This window comes from Fusibacter sp. 3D3, from assembly GCF_001748365.1.
In the GTDB taxonomy this organism is placed as follows: Bacteria; Bacillota; Clostridia; order Peptostreptococcales; family Acidaminobacteraceae; genus Fusibacter_A.
The window spans coordinates 19,468-38,928 of record NZ_BDHH01000019.1 but is presented as its reverse complement, the minus strand read 5'-3'; the positions used below and the strand labels follow the sequence as shown (position 1 = coordinate 38,928).

19 protein-coding genes are annotated in these 19,461 nt (G+C 36.8%); 2 read left to right on the top strand and 17 right to left on the bottom strand.

Annotated elements, in window-relative coordinates; genetic code table 11:
* Positions 1-123: 123 nt before the first annotated feature.
* From F3D3_RS18360 to F3D3_RS18285, 16 genes are all read right to left on the bottom strand, one after another.
* A complete protein-coding gene (locus tag F3D3_RS18360; RefSeq protein ID WP_069875917.1) occupies positions 124-999 on the bottom strand; it encodes a GGDEF domain-containing protein in 876 nt (291 codons plus the stop codon).
* Positions 1,000-1,023: 24 nt separating this feature from the next.
* Positions 1,024-1,377, bottom strand: a complete 354-nt coding sequence (locus F3D3_RS18355; protein WP_069875916.1) for a Na-translocating system protein MpsC family protein — start codon at positions 1,375-1,377, stop codon at positions 1,024-1,026.
* 559 nt (positions 1,378-1,936) lie between these two features.
* Entirely contained in the window at positions 1,937-2,980 is a 1,044-nt protein-coding gene (locus F3D3_RS23500; protein ID WP_084389157.1) for a GNAT family N-acetyltransferase, read from the bottom strand.
* Positions 2,981-3,032: 52 nt separating this feature from the next.
* The gene (locus F3D3_RS18345; protein WP_069875915.1) at positions 3,033-3,542 is read right to left on the bottom strand and encodes a hypothetical protein; all 510 of its coding nucleotides are present in this window, start codon (positions 3,540-3,542) and stop codon (positions 3,033-3,035) included.
* A 26-nt stretch (positions 3,543-3,568) separates the two neighbouring features.
* Entirely contained in the window at positions 3,569-4,126 is a 558-nt protein-coding gene (locus tag F3D3_RS18340) for a GNAT family N-acetyltransferase (RefSeq protein ID WP_069875914.1), read from the bottom strand.
* Positions 4,126-4,392: a DUF2164 domain-containing protein gene (locus tag F3D3_RS18335; RefSeq protein WP_069875913.1), complete on the bottom strand. Its 267-nt coding sequence runs from the start codon at positions 4,390-4,392 to the stop codon at positions 4,126-4,128. The genes F3D3_RS18340 and F3D3_RS18335 overlap by 1 nt, the downstream gene beginning before the upstream one ends.
* A gap of 25 nt (positions 4,393-4,417) precedes the next feature.
* Positions 4,418-5,071, bottom strand: a complete 654-nt coding sequence (locus F3D3_RS18330) for an HAD-IA family hydrolase (RefSeq protein WP_069875912.1) — start codon at positions 5,069-5,071, stop codon at positions 4,418-4,420.
* Between the two features lie 237 nt (positions 5,072-5,308).
* Positions 5,309-5,809, bottom strand: a complete 501-nt coding sequence (locus tag F3D3_RS18325; RefSeq protein ID WP_069875911.1) for a PDC sensor domain-containing protein — start codon at positions 5,807-5,809, stop codon at positions 5,309-5,311.
* Positions 5,810-5,819: 10 nt separating this feature from the next.
* On the bottom strand, positions 5,820-6,377 hold the full coding sequence (locus F3D3_RS18320) for an N-acetyltransferase (RefSeq protein ID WP_069875910.1): 558 nt from the start codon (positions 6,375-6,377) through the stop codon (positions 5,820-5,822).
* 14 nt (positions 6,378-6,391) lie between these two features.
* Positions 6,392-7,120: an alpha/beta fold hydrolase gene (locus F3D3_RS18315; RefSeq protein WP_069875909.1), complete on the bottom strand. Its 729-nt coding sequence runs from the start codon at positions 7,118-7,120 to the stop codon at positions 6,392-6,394.
* A 72-nt stretch (positions 7,121-7,192) separates the two neighbouring features.
* Positions 7,193-7,615, bottom strand: coding sequence for a VOC family protein (locus F3D3_RS18310; protein WP_069875908.1), 423 nt, complete (start codon positions 7,613-7,615; stop codon positions 7,193-7,195).
* A 152-nt stretch (positions 7,616-7,767) separates the two neighbouring features.
* Entirely contained in the window at positions 7,768-8,133 is a 366-nt protein-coding gene (locus tag F3D3_RS18305) for a DUF1304 domain-containing protein (protein ID WP_069875907.1), read from the bottom strand.
* Between the two features lie 23 nt (positions 8,134-8,156).
* A complete protein-coding gene (locus F3D3_RS18300; RefSeq protein ID WP_069875906.1) occupies positions 8,157-8,870 on the bottom strand; it encodes a DsbA family oxidoreductase in 714 nt (237 codons plus the stop codon).
* Positions 8,871-8,889: 19 nt separating this feature from the next.
* Complete coding sequence (locus F3D3_RS18295) at positions 8,890-9,330, bottom strand: MarR family winged helix-turn-helix transcriptional regulator (protein WP_069875905.1); 441 nt, start codon at positions 9,328-9,330, stop codon at positions 8,890-8,892.
* 184 nt (positions 9,331-9,514) lie between these two features.
* Positions 9,515-11,494, bottom strand: coding sequence for a methyl-accepting chemotaxis protein (locus F3D3_RS18290; RefSeq protein ID WP_069875904.1), 1,980 nt, complete (start codon positions 11,492-11,494; stop codon positions 9,515-9,517).
* A gap of 84 nt (positions 11,495-11,578) precedes the next feature.
* The gene (locus F3D3_RS18285) at positions 11,579-12,106 is read right to left on the bottom strand and encodes a hypothetical protein (RefSeq protein ID WP_069875903.1); all 528 of its coding nucleotides are present in this window, start codon (positions 12,104-12,106) and stop codon (positions 11,579-11,581) included.
* A gap of 328 nt (positions 12,107-12,434) precedes the next feature.
* On the opposite strand from F3D3_RS18285, the gene F3D3_RS18280 reads away from it, so the two are divergent.
* Both F3D3_RS18280 and F3D3_RS18275 read left to right on the top strand, forming a co-directional pair.
* Entirely contained in the window at positions 12,435-13,814 is a 1,380-nt protein-coding gene (locus F3D3_RS18280) for a response regulator transcription factor (RefSeq protein WP_139132144.1), read from the top strand.
* 128 nt (positions 13,815-13,942) lie between these two features.
* Positions 13,943-16,693 carry a leucine-rich repeat protein gene (locus F3D3_RS18275; protein ID WP_175438425.1) on the top strand — a complete coding sequence of 917 codons (2,751 nt, stop codon included), beginning with the start codon at positions 13,943-13,945 and terminating at the stop codon, positions 16,691-16,693.
* Positions 16,694-16,786: 93 nt separating this feature from the next.
* Here the strand turns inward: F3D3_RS18275 and F3D3_RS24465 are convergent, their stop codons facing one another.
* Positions 16,787-19,453: a metallophosphoesterase gene (locus tag F3D3_RS24465; RefSeq protein WP_069875900.1), complete on the bottom strand. Its 2,667-nt coding sequence runs from the start codon at positions 19,451-19,453 to the stop codon at positions 16,787-16,789.
* Positions 19,454-19,461 lie beyond the last annotated feature (8 nt).

Genomic DNA, 19,461 nt, shown 5'->3' with positions numbered 1-19,461 from the left:
CGTAACAGTACTATTTTATAGAAATTTAGGGCGAAATACAATAGAGACACGATATTCTGCTCTTTGCTGGACGAAGACTAATGCTCTAAAAAAGCTTCTCGAAAAAATGAATTTTCAAGAAGCTTATTCTAAATATTTTATGATGGCTTTGTTTCTGCCTTCGTTTTTAGCTTGTAATAGGCATTGATCTGCAATTCTGATCAATTTTTCATAATGTCCTGTATGCCCGTCACAGACAACAACACCAAAGCTGCAAGTCAATTTGATTTCAGGAGAAGTGGGACCAAAGTGAGTCAATTCAATTTGGCCTTTAATATGATGTATAATCTCTTCGACATTATTACGATTTAAATGTTTCATAACAATTAAAAATTCTTCCCCGCCATAACGTGCCACCCAATCACTTGAACTCCTAATCGTACTTTTTAGAAGACTGGAAAAATTAATAAGAACTTGATCCCCTACATCATGCCCATAGAGATCATTTACACTTTTAAATTTATCAATGTCTGCCATAATAACAGCCATAGTACTCTTTTGGTAAAAACTATTCACTAAGTCAAATGATAATTTTTGAGTAATATATCTGCGATTGAACAAACCTGTCATTTCATCTGTAATGATCATTTGATTCATGCCTTCAATCATTGCGGTTATATCGCGATTTTCTTGCGCCTCAGAATTCTCAAAAATACTACTGCCATCAATTTGATCTGTTAATTCCACGACCAAATGCCGATTGCCTTGTCGAATTGGAAAACCATATATGATATAACTTTTTCCTTCCGAAAATTCAAGTCTAGCCAGTTTGCGATTTTCTTGTAAGACTTTAGAGCAAAAACAATTCTCTTTTAGCCTACACAGATGGCTACAAGGCCTCCATTCTAATTTATTTTGGTGGTTTAGTGTATAAGTAACCTTTTCAGCAAAGTCCACAACTCTTATCTGTTCAAATAAAGGTTCGTATCTCTTTTTTAGGTCCATTAACACTGCTTGCATCCCATTTCTCCCCCATAATTCATTTTAACCAATAGAACTTCGACTTTTTAAAATGATTTGAAAACTATTATTATCCACATCAATGACATAATCCACATACTCAATCGGTTGCTGCATTTCTTGACTGAGCTCATCAATAAAATCGGGAATAATGATGTGCCCCACGCGATTGTATAAATCCGTTAATAAGGTTGAGGCGTTCTCTAAGTTTTCGTACACAAATTTCTCAAGCGGTGAAAAGACCAAAGCAAAATTGATCGTAATATGTCTGTCTTCAATCTTCACATAAATATTTTTAGGCCCTCGCCCGCCGACTCTCTTAATATGTCCAACATATTTAGAAAGAATTATTCTTTCATACTCTTTCTTTACGTTCAAATTACCCTCCTTGGATCTGTTAATAATTATTAGAGTCCGTTCTAATAAAAAAATAAAACCAATATAGTTGTATACTATATTGGTTTACATAAAAAGCTGAATTACTCCTCTTTTATAGTCTAACCGAGATATTCAATTGATTTTATGCCTCTTCAACAAACTTAGATATATATGTAAATTATATTCGATTCATCCTTTTATGTCAATTCAACTAATGCGTTCTTTACCTTGTAAATACGACATTTTTTCTGTATATTTTTAAAACGTTTACACAATATCCATAATTCCAGACCCAAGACTATAGTCTCGTTTAAAGAAAAAGAACAGAGACCAGAGGCCTCTGTTCAATAGCCTATTACATTATATCAGTATTAATTGTTTTCGCCAAGTACTCAACCCCATCATTATTTTCTACAAAAGTCTCTTTTCACCATCTAGTGACATGATTTCGTCTATAATTTGACTGACCTCGAGTGTGCCAATGTAGGTCCCCCTCTTATTACGCAATGCAAAGTAACTCCTTTTCAAGTTTTCAATCCTAAATTGTCAACAATTCAACTTATGCTTTATGCATCCAATCCAACTTATAATAAAGTTTAGGAATCATCCTACCTGCTTTTATTAAAGACGCCGTATCTCCGCTATGGACTGCGCCCATTTTTTCATAAAATGCCTTGGCTTCAGGGCTTGTCACTAATGTGACGACTTCAATTTCAAGTAGAGCACATTGCCTGAGCATGTGTTGCCAAAGAGAAGCCCCCATACCTTTACCAATATAATCGGGTCTCACATAGAAGTATTCTAATTCGCAAAATCTGCCCTTCAATATCAAACCATAAAAAGCAATGATTTGATTGTCTCTTAAATAAACAAAAGTTGGATTTTCAGATATAAACGCCGCGTTTATCGCATAAAATGTTCTAAATTCATTCATAAACGATTCATCATAGCCCCAATGTGCTTCCGAAATTGACGCCACTTCATTTAATATTGCAAATTCATCAGGCCTTGCCGGTCTAATATATACATTTATATTTTCCTTGACTGCGGAGAGACGTTTCATAAGTGCTTCTGGCAGAATGCCTTGATGCTTAAGCTCTTCCATTATTGTTGTTTCTTCAATCTTTTTATCCTTAAAATACGTTTCAATCAATTTGACTTTCTCCTCTCGATTCCCCATGAGTGCATAAAGAACAAACCAATCTTCAAGCGGTGTCAAAGGTATCACTATGTGATCTTCTTTCCAAATTGATTTTATACACGCCTCATTGAAATGATACGTAAATTTGCCATCAATTGTATTGATCGTCAATAAGGCCATTACATCGACTTTAATGCCCTCAATCTTATATTCGTAAAAATAGGGCGTACTGTATTGATCTGATTTTTCCCAAGATTGTTTCTCACCTAGACCTTTTAATAGGGCATCTACTTTCTCAATATCATCAATTTGAATGATCAAATCAATGTCATGTGGTGATTCTTCTAAAAGACCATAGTAATCCAGTACGATAGAGGCCCCCACTGCCCAAGTTACTTTGGCTTCGTTCAACTGCTTTGCTATTTTAAGCAAAACTGCTTTTAAATTAGATTCAATTCTCAATTGAATACACCTCACCCTCAACGGTATAATGGTTCGAGTAAAATTCCGAGCACTAACGGATCTTGCTTAAATATTTTTGATTCACCACTCTTCCAAAATAAGCGCCACACATGCCCACAACTAGACATACAACCCCGATAAAAACAATCATCAGGGGGCCAACCACATTGTAAAGTAAATTTCCAGTAATCACATGGGTTACATACAATGAAGTATAAAAACTCATTAAATTATATATACCCAGAGAGAACACCCTTTTAAACCAGTGTTTTACAGGTATAAGCATAAAAAGATCTGAAACAAACCCAGAAATAATTATGGCAAGTGTCATCCATGGCGTCAAAATCAAGAGTATCATTCCAAATATAAAATTTATCATCGAAAGTGTCCCGAAATTTGGAAATCTTTCAAGTGGAATCATTAACACAAATGTCAAAAATGGTCCCATAACTAAAAACTTACTTCCTGGAAGGGGGACTAGATTGGATAATAAATAGGCCAAATACCCTCCAATCACCATTATCACAACAAAATTTGTAAAAACGAGCCATTTTTTTAGCATTTTTACTCCTTATAAAGTCTTTTAAGTTAAATTTCAATCGTTACCTGATCTAAGTTTATTTTCCAAATATAGTGGTCATAGCCTTCACCCCACTGATCTTTAGAGATGATATTGGGTTCACCAAATTTGCCTGTCCATATTTGCTTTGCGATGGTATACCCACTATCTAAGCAAAATGTCTTTATCCCTCTACCCATGAGCGCTAAATACATTGCATTTAGCATCAAAGAGCCAATGCCTTGATTGTGCCGCTCTGGGTGGACGAAAACACTGCCAATTTCACCATAAGCCTTATAGGCACCCTCTGAAAGTTGATCTATTAAATCCCCCGCAGGACCATATGCGATAGTGCCTACGATCTCGCGCTCTTTTTTAGCGATTAAGAAAAAATGTTTATCCCCGTTTGAATACAGATCAGATTGAACAAAGTTCATTTTTTCAACGACTTCTTCATTGACAAAGGCCTCAATGTCTTCAAACCCTTCATTTATCATAACCGTTTGAATACACAATCTAAAAAATTGCTCAAGTGCTATTAAATCGTCTTTTAGCAGTCTCACAAGTGTTATTTTATCTCTAGCCATCACGAACGTCCCTTCTTATAAAGTAAATCATAATCATAAGAAATTTCTTCTAGTCGTTTCTGGAACCAATATTTCGAGTCTGACAGTGCTTTATTATAAGTCACCTTTCCAAGCGTATCTAAGAAAAAGTCAAGAATCATATCCGCTGCGATTGTGCCTAATACTTCATCTCTCTCCACACTAAAATAAGTTTGGATTTCTGCTATAAGGGTCTCTCTTTCTGCTTTCTCAAGTGTAATGGTATCTAGTACGGATCTCTTCTTCATACGACTTTCCTTCCTTAGTAAATTATTAACCTATCTTAGACTGTAAAAAAGCTTCTAGTGCCGATACCGTTTCCACAATCTGGATAGATTCGCATGCTGAAAGTTCCTCGTAGTCGCCATAGCCATAAAGCACGCCCACAGCATCCACCTGATTATCACGCGCACCTATCAAGTCATGTTTACGATCGCCTACCATGAGAATCTCTTCTGCTTTTAAAGTTTCTATAGCCATCAAATACGCTATTACTTCTCGTTTTTGGCTTCTAGTGCCATCTAGTTCACTGCCTACAATTTCTTTAAAATAGGGGGCTAACAAATCCTTTTCTAAAATCTTCCTGGCATAAACTGTAGGTTTTGAAGTTGCAATATAGAGTGGTGTACCTGTCATGTGGAGTTTTTTAAGCATTTCCAAAACACCCTCATAAGGCGCATTATCATAAATTCCGAATTCTGTAAAATAAGTTCTGTAATGAGTCACGGCTTCATTTACTGTATCTGAGTTAAACTCATAATATTGCTCAAAAGATTCTTGAAGAGGTGGACCAACAAATTTTTCAAGAGATTCTAGAGGTTCATTGATATCAAATTGCTTTAAGGCATATTGAACCGCTTTTGTAATGCCACTCTTTGAATCACTTATAGTGCCATCTAAATCAAACAATATCGCTTTGTATTGCATTTTTTCCTCCTTCAACTCTATCTGATTTTATCCATGTACATATTATTATACTAACAAAAATAAAATATGAAGTAAACAAGACCTAAGGTCCAATTCTTATTATTTCTATATTATATTTATGGTTGGGATGTCAAAAGTCAGTTTTGCATTAACACCCTAAGCGTTTATAACTTCGCCTATAAAAAAGAATACCCCTATATCACATCCGTGACACAAGCGTATTTTTTAATGGATTCATTAATCTATATAGGCGTCTATTCCCAACACTCCGATTATACCATTTTCATCGTATACGGTGATGCCAATGGTCTGAATTTGCCTATTGGTTATTGCATCCGTATATGGCTCTGCATAATATATTTCTTCCGCCATTGTGTTTAGATAAGGCGGTCTTTCTCTAAAATCATAGTCTTCTGGGAGTTCCATACTAGGATATATATAAAACGCACCTTCTGCACTTCCGTAGTATGCATATTGAATTTCAAGATCTTCATATAATGTAATTTCAGTTAGAGCTTCTTGGATTTCTGTCTCAGACGTAGCTGCACCTACCCAATCAGCACCCTCTATAGCAAGGTTAAAAAGCAAATCCGATGCTGCGTCTCCAAGATCAGCCTCGGCAGAGATCGTTTCGGAAGCTGTCTCATCGCTTTCCCAAAAGTTTGTCTCTACGGGTTTATCCGCGCTCATGTTAATAGTCATTGCCACTAAAATCGTTAAAATAAGTTTTCCAATCATTTGTTTCTCCTCATAATAAATGATATTTCATAAAGACTGCAATATCTCCCGACCGACCTGATATGCTTGGATAATGAGAAAAATCTACACCATCAATTACAAAATTGTGCTTTTTATAAAATTCAATGGCTGGATAATTCGTATTCTGTGTCTCAAGACCGATCAGTCTAAAGTTTTTTAAAGTCGCTAGATGAATCACATGATCCATTAATGCTTTCCCAATCCCCATACCTCTATGAGCACTTGAAACCCTTATATTTTCAATCCATAGTGAATTATTCCACTTAATTTCATTGCATATGATGATGCCAACTAATTCTTGATCCAGATACGCACCAAAAGACAAGTCTAGTTTAATGACTTCATTAAAAAAATTTAAGGCGCCTTCTGAAACTTGCCATTCTTTCACATAGGTTTTCGCCAATTTTTCAGGTTCTAGGTTTATAATCATGTGCGCCTTATCTACTTGGCGTTCAATTTTCATGATCGTGTTGGTCTTAAATCCATTAAAGCCAAAATGGGCGAGTGAATCGGTTTGAAGGTGTTCCAATTTATTGATTATCAGCATATTTCTACCTCCCATTATTGAATTGCTCCTAAAAACAATTTAACCTCTTCAATATAGCGCTCTGGTTCATCATCAGGGATCATATGTCCTGATTTTGAAAACTCAACTTTTGAAAAATAAGTTAATGCACTTTCATAGAGGTCAATATCCTCTCGTTCAAGATTAGAGGGTATTTTATTGCTTTGATCTGCACCATAAAACACCCTTACAGGTATGTTGATATCACATAATTGATCCGCAAATTCTACCGTTCTGGCTTCTCTAGCCAAACCCTCTACCGCTTCTTGCCTCATATAGTTGAGAAGTGGTACGCCTTGATAAACCATACCCATCCAGTACGGCACTGCATCCGCATGCATAGCCCTATGTATCGGCGGTTGATCCACTATGATTAATCCAGACATTTCATTATGATGTTTCACTGTCCATCCCCATGCATAGGATGCCCCTCTTGAGAATCCAAGGATACAATACTTTTCTAGTTTAAGTGCATCCACAACAGCCTCAATATCTGAAAGATGTTCTTCAAGATCATAACCAAACTCTGGTGTAGAACTTAAGCCTCGTCCTCTAAAACTAAAGCTCACCACATGAGAAGATAATCCTGACAAGACAGGTATTGCACGTTCAGCAGGTTCCCATATACCGCAAACTACAAGTAAAGTAGGTGTATCCACTGAGACACTGCCCTCTTCTAAAACATGAATTTTGACGCCATTATCATCTATAAAATAACTCTTCACAAAAACCTCCATTTTTACTTAACTTCTATATCGCTTCTATACTGTCTATAATACGCGCTTTTCTGCATGACGCTACACCATCCTCTTTGCAATCAGGTGATCTTTATTAAGCTGTAACAAATCCCATTGGTTCCCATACAAATCCTTAAATACAGCCACCATGCCGTAATCTGCCTGTTTAGGTGCACGGACAAATTCGACGTTTTTCTGGATCAAGTCATTATAATCTCGCCAAAAGTCATCCGTGTTTAAAAACAGAAAAACTCTACCACCTGTTTGATTCCCTATGAAAGGGACTTGTTCTTCTTTGGATGCCTTTGCAAGTAAAATCGTCGTTTCTTTTGATCCAGGCGGCGCAACAACTACCCATCTCTTATCCTGCTCCGGTTGATAAGTATCCTCTATGAGCTCGAATTTGAGTATTTGAGTGTAAAACTTAATGGCTTCATCATAATCTTTGACCAGCAGAGCAATGTGTACGATCGCTTGTTTCATAAATTCTGTCTCCTTTAGATGCGCTATATGTAGAAAATAATTATATCAAAATAACGCATTAAATTCTATGCTCTAATTAAAATTAGAAAATGAGCGCTATTCACAGAATTTATCTCCTTATAAACCCATGTGAATTGTGCCCATTTAAATGTCTATCTAAAAATCAAAAGTGTCATCGTTACCAAAATAGCAGGCAATGCTTGTTTAATAAATATAGCTTTTGACGATGATAAGGCTCCAAAGGTTCCCGCCACGATCACACAACCTAAAAAGAAAAAAGCGACATTATAAGACCATATCATATCCGTAATCAAAAGTGACCAAATCAGACCAGCTGATAAAAATCCATTATATAGACCTTGATTTGCAGCCATGCCTTTTGTCATTTCCATAAAACGCCGATCAGCACCTTTTACAATTTTTATGCCTTTAGTCGTCCATGCAAACATTTCAATCCACAATATAAATAAATGCTCTATAGCGATTAGTAAAACCAATCCTTTCAATGCGATTTGCATGCATTCCCTCCTGTCTGTATATCTTAAATTTTGCACTGCCCATCCACACAAATACCCGCTGATGCATCACTTGAAGCATGCGTTTCTTCTAATTTAGATTTTATTTCATCTGTTTTAATTTTATTTAGACGCTGCAAAAAGACATCCGTCGGTTGTGCACCTGATATTGCATAATTACCATTGATTACAAAGTAGGGCACACCACTTATATTGAGTTTTCTCGCATCCGATTCGTCTTTTCGAACTTCATTCTTGTATTGATCTGACCCTAAAACTTTGATCACTTTATAATAATCTAACCCTACTTCTTTTGCCAAAACGGCTAGAACCTCATGGTCAGATAGGTCTTTTCCTTCAGTGAAATAAGCACTTAAAAGCCTTTCTGATAGTTTATCTTGTTTGCCCTCGGCATGTGCATAGTGTGCCAACCTGTGCGCATCAAAAGTGTTTGTTGGCTTCATTGCATCAAAATCATAATTTAAACCCATTCCTTTAGCTTGAGCAACGATTTGTTCGTTACTGGCCTTTGCTTGACGCACTGGAATACCATATTTTTTAGCAATGAGCTCGTGAATATTAGCATCATATGCTTTGGGCGCATTGGGATCAAGTTCAAAACTTTTAAATTCTACTGTGATCTCAGATTTAAAGTCCAATTGATTGAGCGCTTCTTCCATTCTTCTTTTCCCAATGTAACAAAACGGGCATACATAATCTGACCATACTTCTATTTTCATGATTTTTCTCCTTTACTGCCTAAAGCGACTTAATCGTCTGTAGATTTAACAATACTTGCTCTAACTGTTGCGTTAACTTGTCTGTTTCTTTAGCATCCATGTTTTTTAACATTTTTTCCATAAATTCTTTTTCTATTGCTTTAAGCGCCTCTACAATGTACATAGCTTCTGGCTTAAGGTAGACATAAATACTGCGCTTATCGTCCTTACAATATAACTTATCAATCAATCCTAAATTTTCATATTTAGCCAAAATATCCGATAAGGATGATTTCGAAATCCCCCACTGCGTCATAATTTCAGTGAAATACATGGGTTTGCCATCAACCGAGAGGATATAAAATAGCGGCATATGATTTACAAGAATCGGTAAGTTCATTGCTTTAATTTTTTTTTTGATAAAAGAAATGGATATTGAGTTAATTTCATTTATTTTGCTTAACAAACACGGGCTTTCCATAAAACCTCCATTCAGTTCGTTCGGGTACGAACTAATAACAACACAACTTTATAACGATGTCAACTTTGTTATCACTTCATCGATTTGTCAATTCAACCTAACAATGCGTTTTAAAACACAAAAAAATCACAGTGATCTCTCTGTCATTTGAGAGACCCTTGTGATTTTAAATTATTGCCAAGCTTTAAATTTTAAATCGCTCAATTTCAATTTTGAGCTTATTCGCCAATTCTTCAACTTCAACTGCCAATTGAGTAACGGTCTGTAAGGTCATCACTTGTTGCTCTGTGGATGCAGCAACTTCTTCTGAACCTGCAGAATTCATTTCAATTACATTTGAAATATCATTAATTGCACTTCTGATTTCACTAGCTTCTCGGTGTATGCCTTCATTTTTATTTTTAACATCGTCAAATTTAACTTTCATTTCTTGAACAGAGTTGTTTACAGAAGTAAAGATTAAAGCGACTTGTTCGACCGATTTTTCTTGCTCTTTTACTGCGTCTTCTGCAATTTTAGCCTGATCTACAGCAATTTTGGTTCTATTAATGATTTCTTTGATAGATTCATTAATTTTGCCTGTGGATTGAGAAGATTGTTCCGCAAGTTTTCGTATTTCATCAGCAACAACTGCGAAACCTCGTCCTTGTTCACCCGCACGTGCGGCTTCAATAGAAGCATTTAATGCAAGCAAATTGGTTTGAGACGCTATGCCATCGATCACGCTGACAATTTGATCAATCTCTTTAGTTTTAACATCTAACATCTTGATCGCATCATTTACACTATCGGTTGCCTTCGTATTTTCTAGCATACTCTGATTTTGAATCACAATTGCCTTTTCCCCTCGATCAATGAGCTCTGCAATTGATTCAGTGACCTGATAAACATTCTGTATGCTCCCAGATATATTCTCTATCGTATCTGTCATAGAGTTGATTTTATTGACACTCATGTTGACACCATCAGACTGCTGTTCTGCACCCTTAGCGAGATCATATATTGCATGTGATATTTGAACTGCAATTTCTTCTGTTTTTTCAGAAGCTTGACTCATTTTATTGGATACTGAATGTACATCTGTTGATAGGCTTCTTATACCACCCACTAGATTTCTTAAATTGTCCGCCATAAGGTTAAAACTATTTGCCAATTGCCCGATCTCCGTATTATCCTTGATATCAGCTTTCTGTGTCAAATCGCCCTCTGCTAGTAAGTGTGTTGCGCTGTTGAGCTTAACCACCGGATTTGTAATCTTATTTGTAATAATAACAACTGCCATCGTTGCAATCGCAACAAATAGGAACGTTATTACTAAAATTACAACCAACAGACTGTCCAGTTCTTTTGTTAATTCAGCCTTTGGGATTGTAACAACAATCTTCCAAGTTGTGTTAGGGATGGATGCAACTGTTGCAATTTTAGCAGAGCCTTCATATTTATACTCATAAGAACCTGATGCGTTTTGGGTTACATATTCTGTTAATTGTTTGAGATCACCATTAACATCTGTAAAACCATTCTTTGAAATCATTTCGGCAACGGGATGCGCCACAATAATGCCACCATTTGTTATGATAAAAGCATAACCGTCTTCACCCACTTTGACTTGATTGATCTTATCCGAAATCACATCAAGTTGAACATCTGCGGCTAGCACACCTTTGAAATTGCCATTCTTATCCAAAACAGGTGCCCCCACAGAAGTTACCATTTTATTCGTAACCATATCTAGATATGGATCACCATAAGCACTTGCATTGTTTTTTAGAGCATCTGTATACCACGGTCTAATGCGCGGATCATAATCTGCAGATGGAACCCAACCACTACCATCAAGCATTGTGCCATCTGTGAGCCCCATATATATGTCTGTGACTGCTGAATCGATTTTCATCATTTCACTCATAAACTCAATTCTATCACTATTCGTTATGGAGATCTTGTGATCTGTTTTTGAGTTCATATCTATTAAGGTGTAAAATTTGCCCAACCATAGCCCTGTTTCATTCGCTAAAAGGTGGGCTTGGTTTTCATTTTGTTTCATAATATGCTCTTTTACCTTTGTTTTAGAAATTTGATAGACAATCCCTGATGAAGCAAGCAATGATACTATAATGATTGGAACTAGTATTGCCAGAATTTTAGTTCTTAACTTTTGCATAAGCTCATCCCCTTTTTATTTGAATATTAATAACCCCTTATACTACAAACTTATACCCATGACTCCATGCGGTAAACTCATATATTAATATGTGCTTTCAATCGCCTCGATATCGATCGACAATCCTGAAAATTCCCACGTATCACCATAAATTCTGATGTATAAACCCATTGTACCATTGCCATTTTCAAATCTGACAACACATTTTAAGAGGAACCAGTCTGCATCATCTTGCATGCCTAGATATTGATAGTGTGAATATGCTATTTTCAAAATATCGCCATAATATTGAACATCTGAAATGCGCTTTTGGATATCTTGTTCAGTCATAAAAGACTGGGCATAATCTCCTAACAATTCATAAACGCGTTTAGAATCCATTAAATTGATGGTCTTCTGAATATCTTCTAATAGATTATTAATGTCATCGCCAACAATGATTGCGGGAAGCTCTTTTTGCACAACAACTTCTTCTGGTATGGTTGAGGGTTTGCTCCTATCTTTAACACCCAAAAGGATAAGAACCAGTAGCATGAAAAAAATTATATAATTCATCATTTTAATCTTTTTTAAGGTTCTTTTTATGGACTCTAATTCACTTTGGGATCCCATATGACAAGTCTCCTATTATTTTCAACCTTCACTTAGTAAGGCTGATATTGGCGCCTATTTTTTCTGGATGATCATAATTTTAGTATACCCACTCCAGAACAAGTTCAGCTGCAAAATTTTTATTTTATGATATACTCATCAAGATGTAGCACACCTTATTGATTATACTTAAATTCTATGATATATTTTTTGATATAACCCTTGAGGAGATGAACCCCCGCTTCTCAAAGTGGGGGTTCATCTTCCTAATTCAGAAACGCCCACTGAATGCAATCCGATAGGATTGTGCAAGTGTTACGAAGGTAGCGAAGCGGACTGAGTATACGCTTTGATACGCATCGAAGGGAGTGAAACTGTTTTGATCACTCGAAAAGCATCGTATCTCATTTTTTCATATGGCCTATTCTTATCTTGGTTATTGTCCTTTTTATATAACGGCAGTTTATTATCTTTTGTGTTTAAAAATATAAACATTACAGTACTGGCCATGGTATACATTATCGTCCCTGCTATTGCCTGTTATTGTTTTGCGGTTTTACCTTGGAAAAAGCATACAGCCGTCCTCATGATGAAATATGGCTTATCCGTTTCAATGATTGGCACAACGGCGTTGCTTTATTTAAGTGAAACGCATCTACCCATCCTTGTAATCTATATTCTTTCAGGCGTTTTGGGGCTCTTCAGTGTTATATTCATCGCCGGCTGGGGCGTATTGTTTATTCAGGTTATAGAATTTTCAAATATGTTTGTTGTGATGGCAGCTACGATCTGTCTGAGTCGAATTTGCATTTCATTTAATGGCACTTTAAGCATCCTTAGTCATGGTGAACTTGGTCTCTTTTTCGTATTCTTTTGTCTAATATTCGCTTATATTTACACCCTTAAAATAGGACTCGTCAAAATAAATTCTGATGAATCTATCAACACCTCCATTGACCTTAAGTTAGTTTTATTACTTTGTCTGACTGTATTCTTTACCAATGTCGGAGGTGGCCTAAGCCAAACTCTACTCGTGGAGCTCACCGTGAAGACCTTTAGATATATATATATCATCGAAGGTTTACTCTACGGCCTCTTCATCTTACTCATATTCTTTGGAAATCGCTATTTGGACAACCCCTTTTTCACCACACTCTCCATCATTATTATCGGCATGGGATTCCTTATGCTCATTGTTTTTAATAATATACCCACTCTCTCATATCTTATCACCACTTCAGGTTATTTATTCTTAGATATTATTTTATGGACTCTTGTTGCTAAAATAAGTTACTTGTTCAATGAGCCTTTTAAAGTGTTTTTTCCCGTTATGGGATCCAATCTGTTAGCTGTTTTTCTTGGAAATGTATTGGCTATGATTTTTAGAGATAATTGGCAAAGCATATACATCGCTGTAGCGCTCTGTACGATGTGTATTTTTCTTGCACTACCGCTTTATAATGCCCTTCATCAGCAATTATTGTCTTTACTAAAACAATTTCGAAAAAACCAATGGCTCAACGAAGATTATTTCAATGTTTTAACAGAAAGGGAGCGAGAAATTGTTCTCCTCATGCTGGATGGATTGAAAAATAAGGATATTGCTGAAAAAATATTTATTTCAGAAAACACTTTAAAAACACATGCAAAAAACATTTATGCAAAAACAAATGTCAGCAATAAAAAAGAATTAATTGAAAAATACGAAAACAATCTAAAAGTTGAATGAGCTCAAACCTTAAATCACCCCTTAGGGGTGATTTATTTTCTTTCATGAATGTAATAAAATAAAAGGGGGTAATACCATGTCCAACAGTCAAAATCCAAGGGAGGGATGTAATTTTGAATTCATATTTTATGAAAGTAATCACTATGGCTCTACTCTTTATGATGATCTCTACTTCTATCGTCTATGCGAACACTGGCACATTTAATGAAGGTCCACTGAGTTACACCATAAATCCTGATCAAGAAACAGTAACTGTTACAGGATACGATGGCAGTCTGAAAGATATCACAATTCCAAGTCAAATTACTTTCAACGGAAAACAGTATCACGTCAATAGAATTGCAACAAGTCCATTTCATAAAAAGCAAACTCTAAACAGTATTCATTTGGGGGATCAAATTACCACCATTGATGAGATGGCCTTTTATGGGTCAGGACTAAGCAGTATTCATTTTGGAGCTAAGGTGAGTACTATTGGAGACAAAGCTTTCTACAACTGTGACAATTTAAGAAGCCTTATTATTTCAGATGAGATTACAAGCATCGGTGTGGATGCGTTCATGCACTGCAGTAATCTAGAAAGTGTCATATTAGGTCATAACATTTCAAAAATAGGCTCAAGAGCGTTTTATCAATGCGAGCAATTAAAGCATATTTCAATTCCAGATAGTGTTACAGACATGGGAGATTCTGTCTTTAGCATCTGTACGAACCTCGCTGATTTCCAATGGGGAAAAGGGCTTACGATGATCTCTTCTAACGCTTTTTCTGGTTGCAAAAATCTAAAGACCATCGATATTCCAAGCCATGTGACCACCATTAAAAAAGGGGCATTTAACAACTGTGATGGGCTGACGAAAATTGTGATTCCTGGCAATGTGAAAATCATTGAAGATATGGCCTTTCAAGACTGTGATCAATTATCTGAATTACATTTAGGTGAAGGCCTTACACAGATCAATAATTCAGCTTTCTATCAGTGTGATCGTCTGATCGATATATTATTTCCAGAAAGCGTTGAATTAATTGGAATTTCGTCATTTTCAAATTGTTCTAGTTTAAAAAGCGCCACAATTTCAAACAGTAATGCAGTGATTTTTTCCGATAACAAGATTGGTGGCGGCAGCATGGGCGATGCTTTCTACAACTCGCCAGTCACACTATATGGTTATACGACTTCTACTGCAGAAAGTTACGCTCAGTTAAACGGCGTTCCCTTTGTAAGTCTCGGTATTGATAATACTCCAGATCCTCCCCTTATTGCGCCTCCAAACGTACCCTCAGTACCGACACCAGCACCAGCACCAGCACCAGCACCAGCACCAGCACCTACTCCAACACCGACATCTACAACTTATACTCTAAGTGGCTATTCCATGAAACAAATGCCTTATTTTGATGGCGTTATTTCAAATGAGCAAGGTACTTTAACATTAAAGGGTGGCACTTTTACAAATGGGCGCATCGTTGACGGCAGAAGAGATGGCAATGCAGTGCGAACGGTAGATCAGTTTGATCTCAAAAATACAAAAATATACGGAAGCTTTGCAATCTATGGAAATTCTTATGCCAGTTATATGGGGCTTGTCGTTGAAAATCTACCCAGCGGCGAACCTGTAACCACACATCATAGTTGGCTTGGTAGCAAAGTCGTTCCAAGTGGTACCGTGCTTTACAAAGTGATGACACTAACGGATACGACTTATGATGTTAAAATGACGACCGGCAATTACTACGGCAGGGATCAAGCCACTTTAGTTTATGAGCATAACGGCGAATTAACCGATGTGGCAAAACAAGCCATTCAAGAAAAACAGGCCCTATATTTCACCTTTGGAGACAACTACGGAAACGATCAAAATTACATGGAGATTTACGCGCTCTATATAGAACCTTTTGAAACACAAAACAGTCCTAAACCTGAAGAAACAAAATCGCCAGTCACACCAGCGATTCAATCAGCAAGTTCATGGGCAATGGCACTTATCCAAAAATCAATTCAAAGTGGTTTAGAAACGTCTAAAATGACAACTTCAGATTTTAAAGATTACACCACAAGAGAAGAATTTGGTGAATTAGTTGTTGTAATGTATGACAAACTTGGGGGAAAACACTCTGTTCAGAATAACCCCTTTGAAGACACTGAAAATCCAGATGTGGTGAAAGCTTACAACGCAGGCATTATCAGTGGAACAGGACCTACAATGTTTAGTCCTCACAATTCCATCACAAGAGAACAACTTTGCGTCATGATTATCAAAGCATTAAATGCTTCGGGAAGACAATATGATTCAAATGTCAATTTTCAAAAGTCATATGCGGATGTCAATGCGATATCTTCATGGGCAAAAGATAGCGTACGCATTTTAAACAGCTATGGCATCATTAATGGAAACGGCGATATTCTGGATCCACAAGGCAAGGTCACCAAGGAGATGGCCATCATTATGATGTATAATGCTTATGAGCAATTTAAAGATAATCTAGCGACACCCGTTCCACAGGTTAATACTGGCAGTACTCACGTATTACAACTTGACAAGCAAGGTCCGCTCTATTTATCCGTTGGCGAACTTGTTCAGATCACGGCAATCATCCCTGAAGCTAACACTGAGTTTAATGATATCTACCCACGCTGGGGAATAAGCAACACGGCCATTGCCCAAATTTCTGGGACTGTTATATCTGGCTATACCAATACTTCTGCTTCTTTAGGCGTCACAGAAAGGTTTATTGTCACTGCAGATAAATATGTATTTGTTCAAGGGGTAAGCCCAGGTAAAGTCACATTGACTGCCACAATTGGCGCATACGCCACACCAGAAAATCCATCCCCCAAAACCGAATCCGCAGAAATCGTTATTTATGTCGTAGAATAAAAAAAGAACCTATCTTTTATAACACAGAACGATTTACAGTTCTTGTTATCATAGATAGGTTTTTTGTGTTTTTGTTAAATTGGCTTCAATAAATTAGTTTGGCAGCACAAGACTCTGTCCTACTTGAATTAGGTTAGGATTTTTAACGCGATCCATATTGGCTTTAAAAAGAGCTTCAACTGTTGTGCCATATCTCTTGGCAATTTTCCACAGTGCATCTCCTGGCACAACTGTATATGTTGTTTGACTTGTCACAGATGCCTTAGAAATCCCAAATTGATCTACAATATAAGGCTTGCCTTCATTTTTACTTTGATCAATTTCATAGACAACTGCTGTCAATTGATCAGCATCTACCGTTATGCCCACAAAGTTTTGAATTTGACCACGCACTGGTCTACTCGAATCACTTGCATCGGGTCCATATGTCGCTGCATGATTTTCATCTGCCAATGCAAATAAATCGTAATAAGTTGAATCCAACTCTTTGTTTTTATAATAAACTTTAGGTCCCGCCGTTGCTGGAATCATATAGATCGTACCATCAGGTTGATTGTAATAATCGATTGTCTTCCCATTTAAACTTCTTTTGCTCACGGTTGATGTGACAGCCTTGCCATCGGCGATTGGCAATGTTCGCGCATAAATATGATCATGCCCTTGCAACACAAAGTCAACGTCTAATTCTGCAAGAAGTGGTGCAATTAACGTCCTCACACCGTTTTCGTCCATGATGTCATCATCAGAAGCATGGTTTGATGTGGTATATGGTCCTTTGTGCATAATTAAAATAATCCACTTAGCACCAGCTGCTTTCGCCGCTTTAGCGTCCAATTTTAACCAGTCTACTTGTGAGGGGGTCAAATCTGCAAATTCTTTTGAATCTTCATTTGTGTTCAAGATGATGAAATGAGTCCCTGCATAATCTACAGAATAATAAGCACCGGTTTCTGTTGAAGCTCCAATAGGCGATGGGACATTAAAATGTTCAATAAAAGAATTTTTTTGTTCTTCATGGTTTCCTGCCACAGGTAAGATTGTCGTATTCATAAAACTATCTTTTGTATACTTAAAAATATTATCCCACTGCACTTCATTTAATCCAGTATCTACAATGTCACCATTGATCGCAATGAATTTTGCATCTTTAACCGTTTCAAATGCCTTTTTAATCGTTTCGCCAGATAGAATACTCTCATCTTCAGATTTTGCCTGAGTATCCGCAATATCGATAAATGTAAAAGAACCTGTTGATGCAGCGGTCTCAAAAGTGCCAATATCACTCCACAAATTAAGGGATTCGTCGCCAACTCTATAAGCGTAAGTTGTGCTTGCTTTAAGACCCGTTACGTTTGCCTTATGAACAACTTCCAATGGAAAATTAGGCGCATGTGTAGAAACGGTGTAATCCCCTTTGAATTTTAATGCTTTTTGAAAATCTGGCTGTCCACTTGTTTGCTCTACGACTTGCACATCACTATTTGCAGAGGCTAAAGTCGTATACCATGTAAACCCTTTTGCAGATGTTGTATCCCCCAAAAACGTCACCGTAACTTTTTGAACCTCCCCTTTAACAGCATTGGGATCAGGTACAACGATTTCTTTCTCACTTGCAGAAGCACCTGATAAAGCTTTTATTGACATTTCAAACCAAAGATCTGAACTATCACCACCATCTTGATGGACTTCAACCGCTATGGTATTTTTGCCATCTTTTAATGCAGAAACAGGTATTTTTAAAGTTTCTTCCTTGGGTTTAAACTTTGCTTTTGTGCCGTATTCAACAGCTACATTTTCATCTATTCCCTTTCGAAACAGTTCTTTTCCATTTACATAGACCACAGCACCGTCATCTACGTGAATGTAAGTTTCAAGAGCAGAATAACCCGAGATTACACCTACATCTATTGTTTTTCTAAAGTAAGTCGTCATATGCTTATTTTCTGCATCAGTACCATATCCCACTTGCGTTGCAAGAGGTAATGTTGGATCTGTTTCCGAAAAATCATCGCCATAGCCAAAAGGCGATTTCCCTGTTTTCCAAGAAGATTCATCATAGCCTTCCACAGTCCAATCTTTACCTAAATCTTTACCGTTATCTAAGTACAGCCATTCTGCATCTTTCTCTAATATCGTTTTATCAGCCTGAACACCTTTCATAGACATTTCAAACCAGAGGTCTGAACTGTCTCCACCATCTTGATGAACTTCAACTGCAACTGAATTCTGACCTTTTTTAAAAGCAGAAATCGGTATTGTCAAGATTTCTTCTTTAGGCTTAAATTTACCAGTTGTACTGTATACCACTTTTTCAGTTTCATCTATACCACGTCTAAAAGCTTCGATCCCATTCACATAAACCACAGCTGAATCATCTACATGTATATAGACTTCAACAGCAGAATACTTTTCGATCTGATCAATCTCTGCAATCCCTCTAAGGTAAGTGGTCATATACTTTTCTTCTGCTTTATCTCCAAAACTCACTTTTGTTGCAAGAGGTAAGGTCGGATCTGTTTCCGAAAAATCATCGCCATAACCCAGTGGTGCTTTTCCCACTTTCCACGTTGAATCATCAAAATCAACTTCTCGCCATGTCGTTCCTAGATCTATCCCATTATCAAGATATTTCCATTCTTTATCTTTCTCTATAAATATACTACTGTCATCTGTTGCCATCACAATGTCGTTCACCCCAAATGTGCTCAATGCTACCATTAAAACTAAGCACAATACTGCAATCCTTTTCCGTAAATTCATATAGATCT

Coding starts and splice junctions, on each gene's coding strand:
- F3D3_RS18360 (WP_069875917.1), bottom strand. CDS start 999: ATGCAAGCAGTGTTAATGGACCTAAAAAAGAGATACGAACCTTTATTT.
- F3D3_RS18345 (WP_069875915.1), bottom strand. CDS start 3,542: ATGCTAAAAAAATGGCTCGTTTTTACAAATTTTGTTGTGATAATGGTG.
- F3D3_RS18340 (WP_069875914.1), bottom strand. CDS start 4,126: ATGGCTAGAGATAAAATAACACTTGTGAGACTGCTAAAAGACGATTTA.
- F3D3_RS18335 (WP_069875913.1), bottom strand. CDS start 4,392: ATGAAGAAGAGATCCGTACTAGATACCATTACACTTGAGAAAGCAGAA.
- F3D3_RS18330 (WP_069875912.1), bottom strand. CDS start 5,071: ATGCAATACAAAGCGATATTGTTTGATTTAGATGGCACTATAAGTGAT.
- F3D3_RS18325 (WP_069875911.1), bottom strand. CDS start 5,809: ATGATTGGAAAACTTATTTTAACGATTTTAGTGGCAATGACTATTAAC.
- F3D3_RS18320 (WP_069875910.1), bottom strand. CDS start 6,377: ATGCTGATAATCAATAAATTGGAACACCTTCAAACCGATTCACTCGCC.
- F3D3_RS18310 (WP_069875908.1), bottom strand. CDS start 7,615: ATGAAACAAGCGATCGTACACATTGCTCTGCTGGTCAAAGATTATGAT.
- F3D3_RS18305 (WP_069875907.1), bottom strand. CDS start 8,133: ATGCAAATCGCATTGAAAGGATTGGTTTTACTAATCGCTATAGAGCAT.
- F3D3_RS18300 (WP_069875906.1), bottom strand. CDS start 8,870: ATGAAAATAGAAGTATGGTCAGATTATGTATGCCCGTTTTGTTACATT.
- F3D3_RS18295 (WP_069875905.1), bottom strand. CDS start 9,330: ATGGAAAGCCCGTGTTTGTTAAGCAAAATAAATGAAATTAACTCAATA.
- F3D3_RS18290 (WP_069875904.1), bottom strand. CDS start 11,494: ATGCAAAAGTTAAGAACTAAAATTCTGGCAATACTAGTTCCAATCATT.
- F3D3_RS18285 (WP_069875903.1), bottom strand. CDS start 12,106: ATGGGATCCCAAAGTGAATTAGAGTCCATAAAAAGAACCTTAAAAAAG.
- F3D3_RS18275 (WP_175438425.1), top strand. CDS start 13,943: ATGAAAGTAATCACTATGGCTCTACTCTTTATGATGATCTCTACTTCT.
- F3D3_RS24465 (WP_069875900.1), bottom strand. CDS start 19,453: ATGAATTTACGGAAAAGGATTGCAGTATTGTGCTTAGTTTTAATGGTA.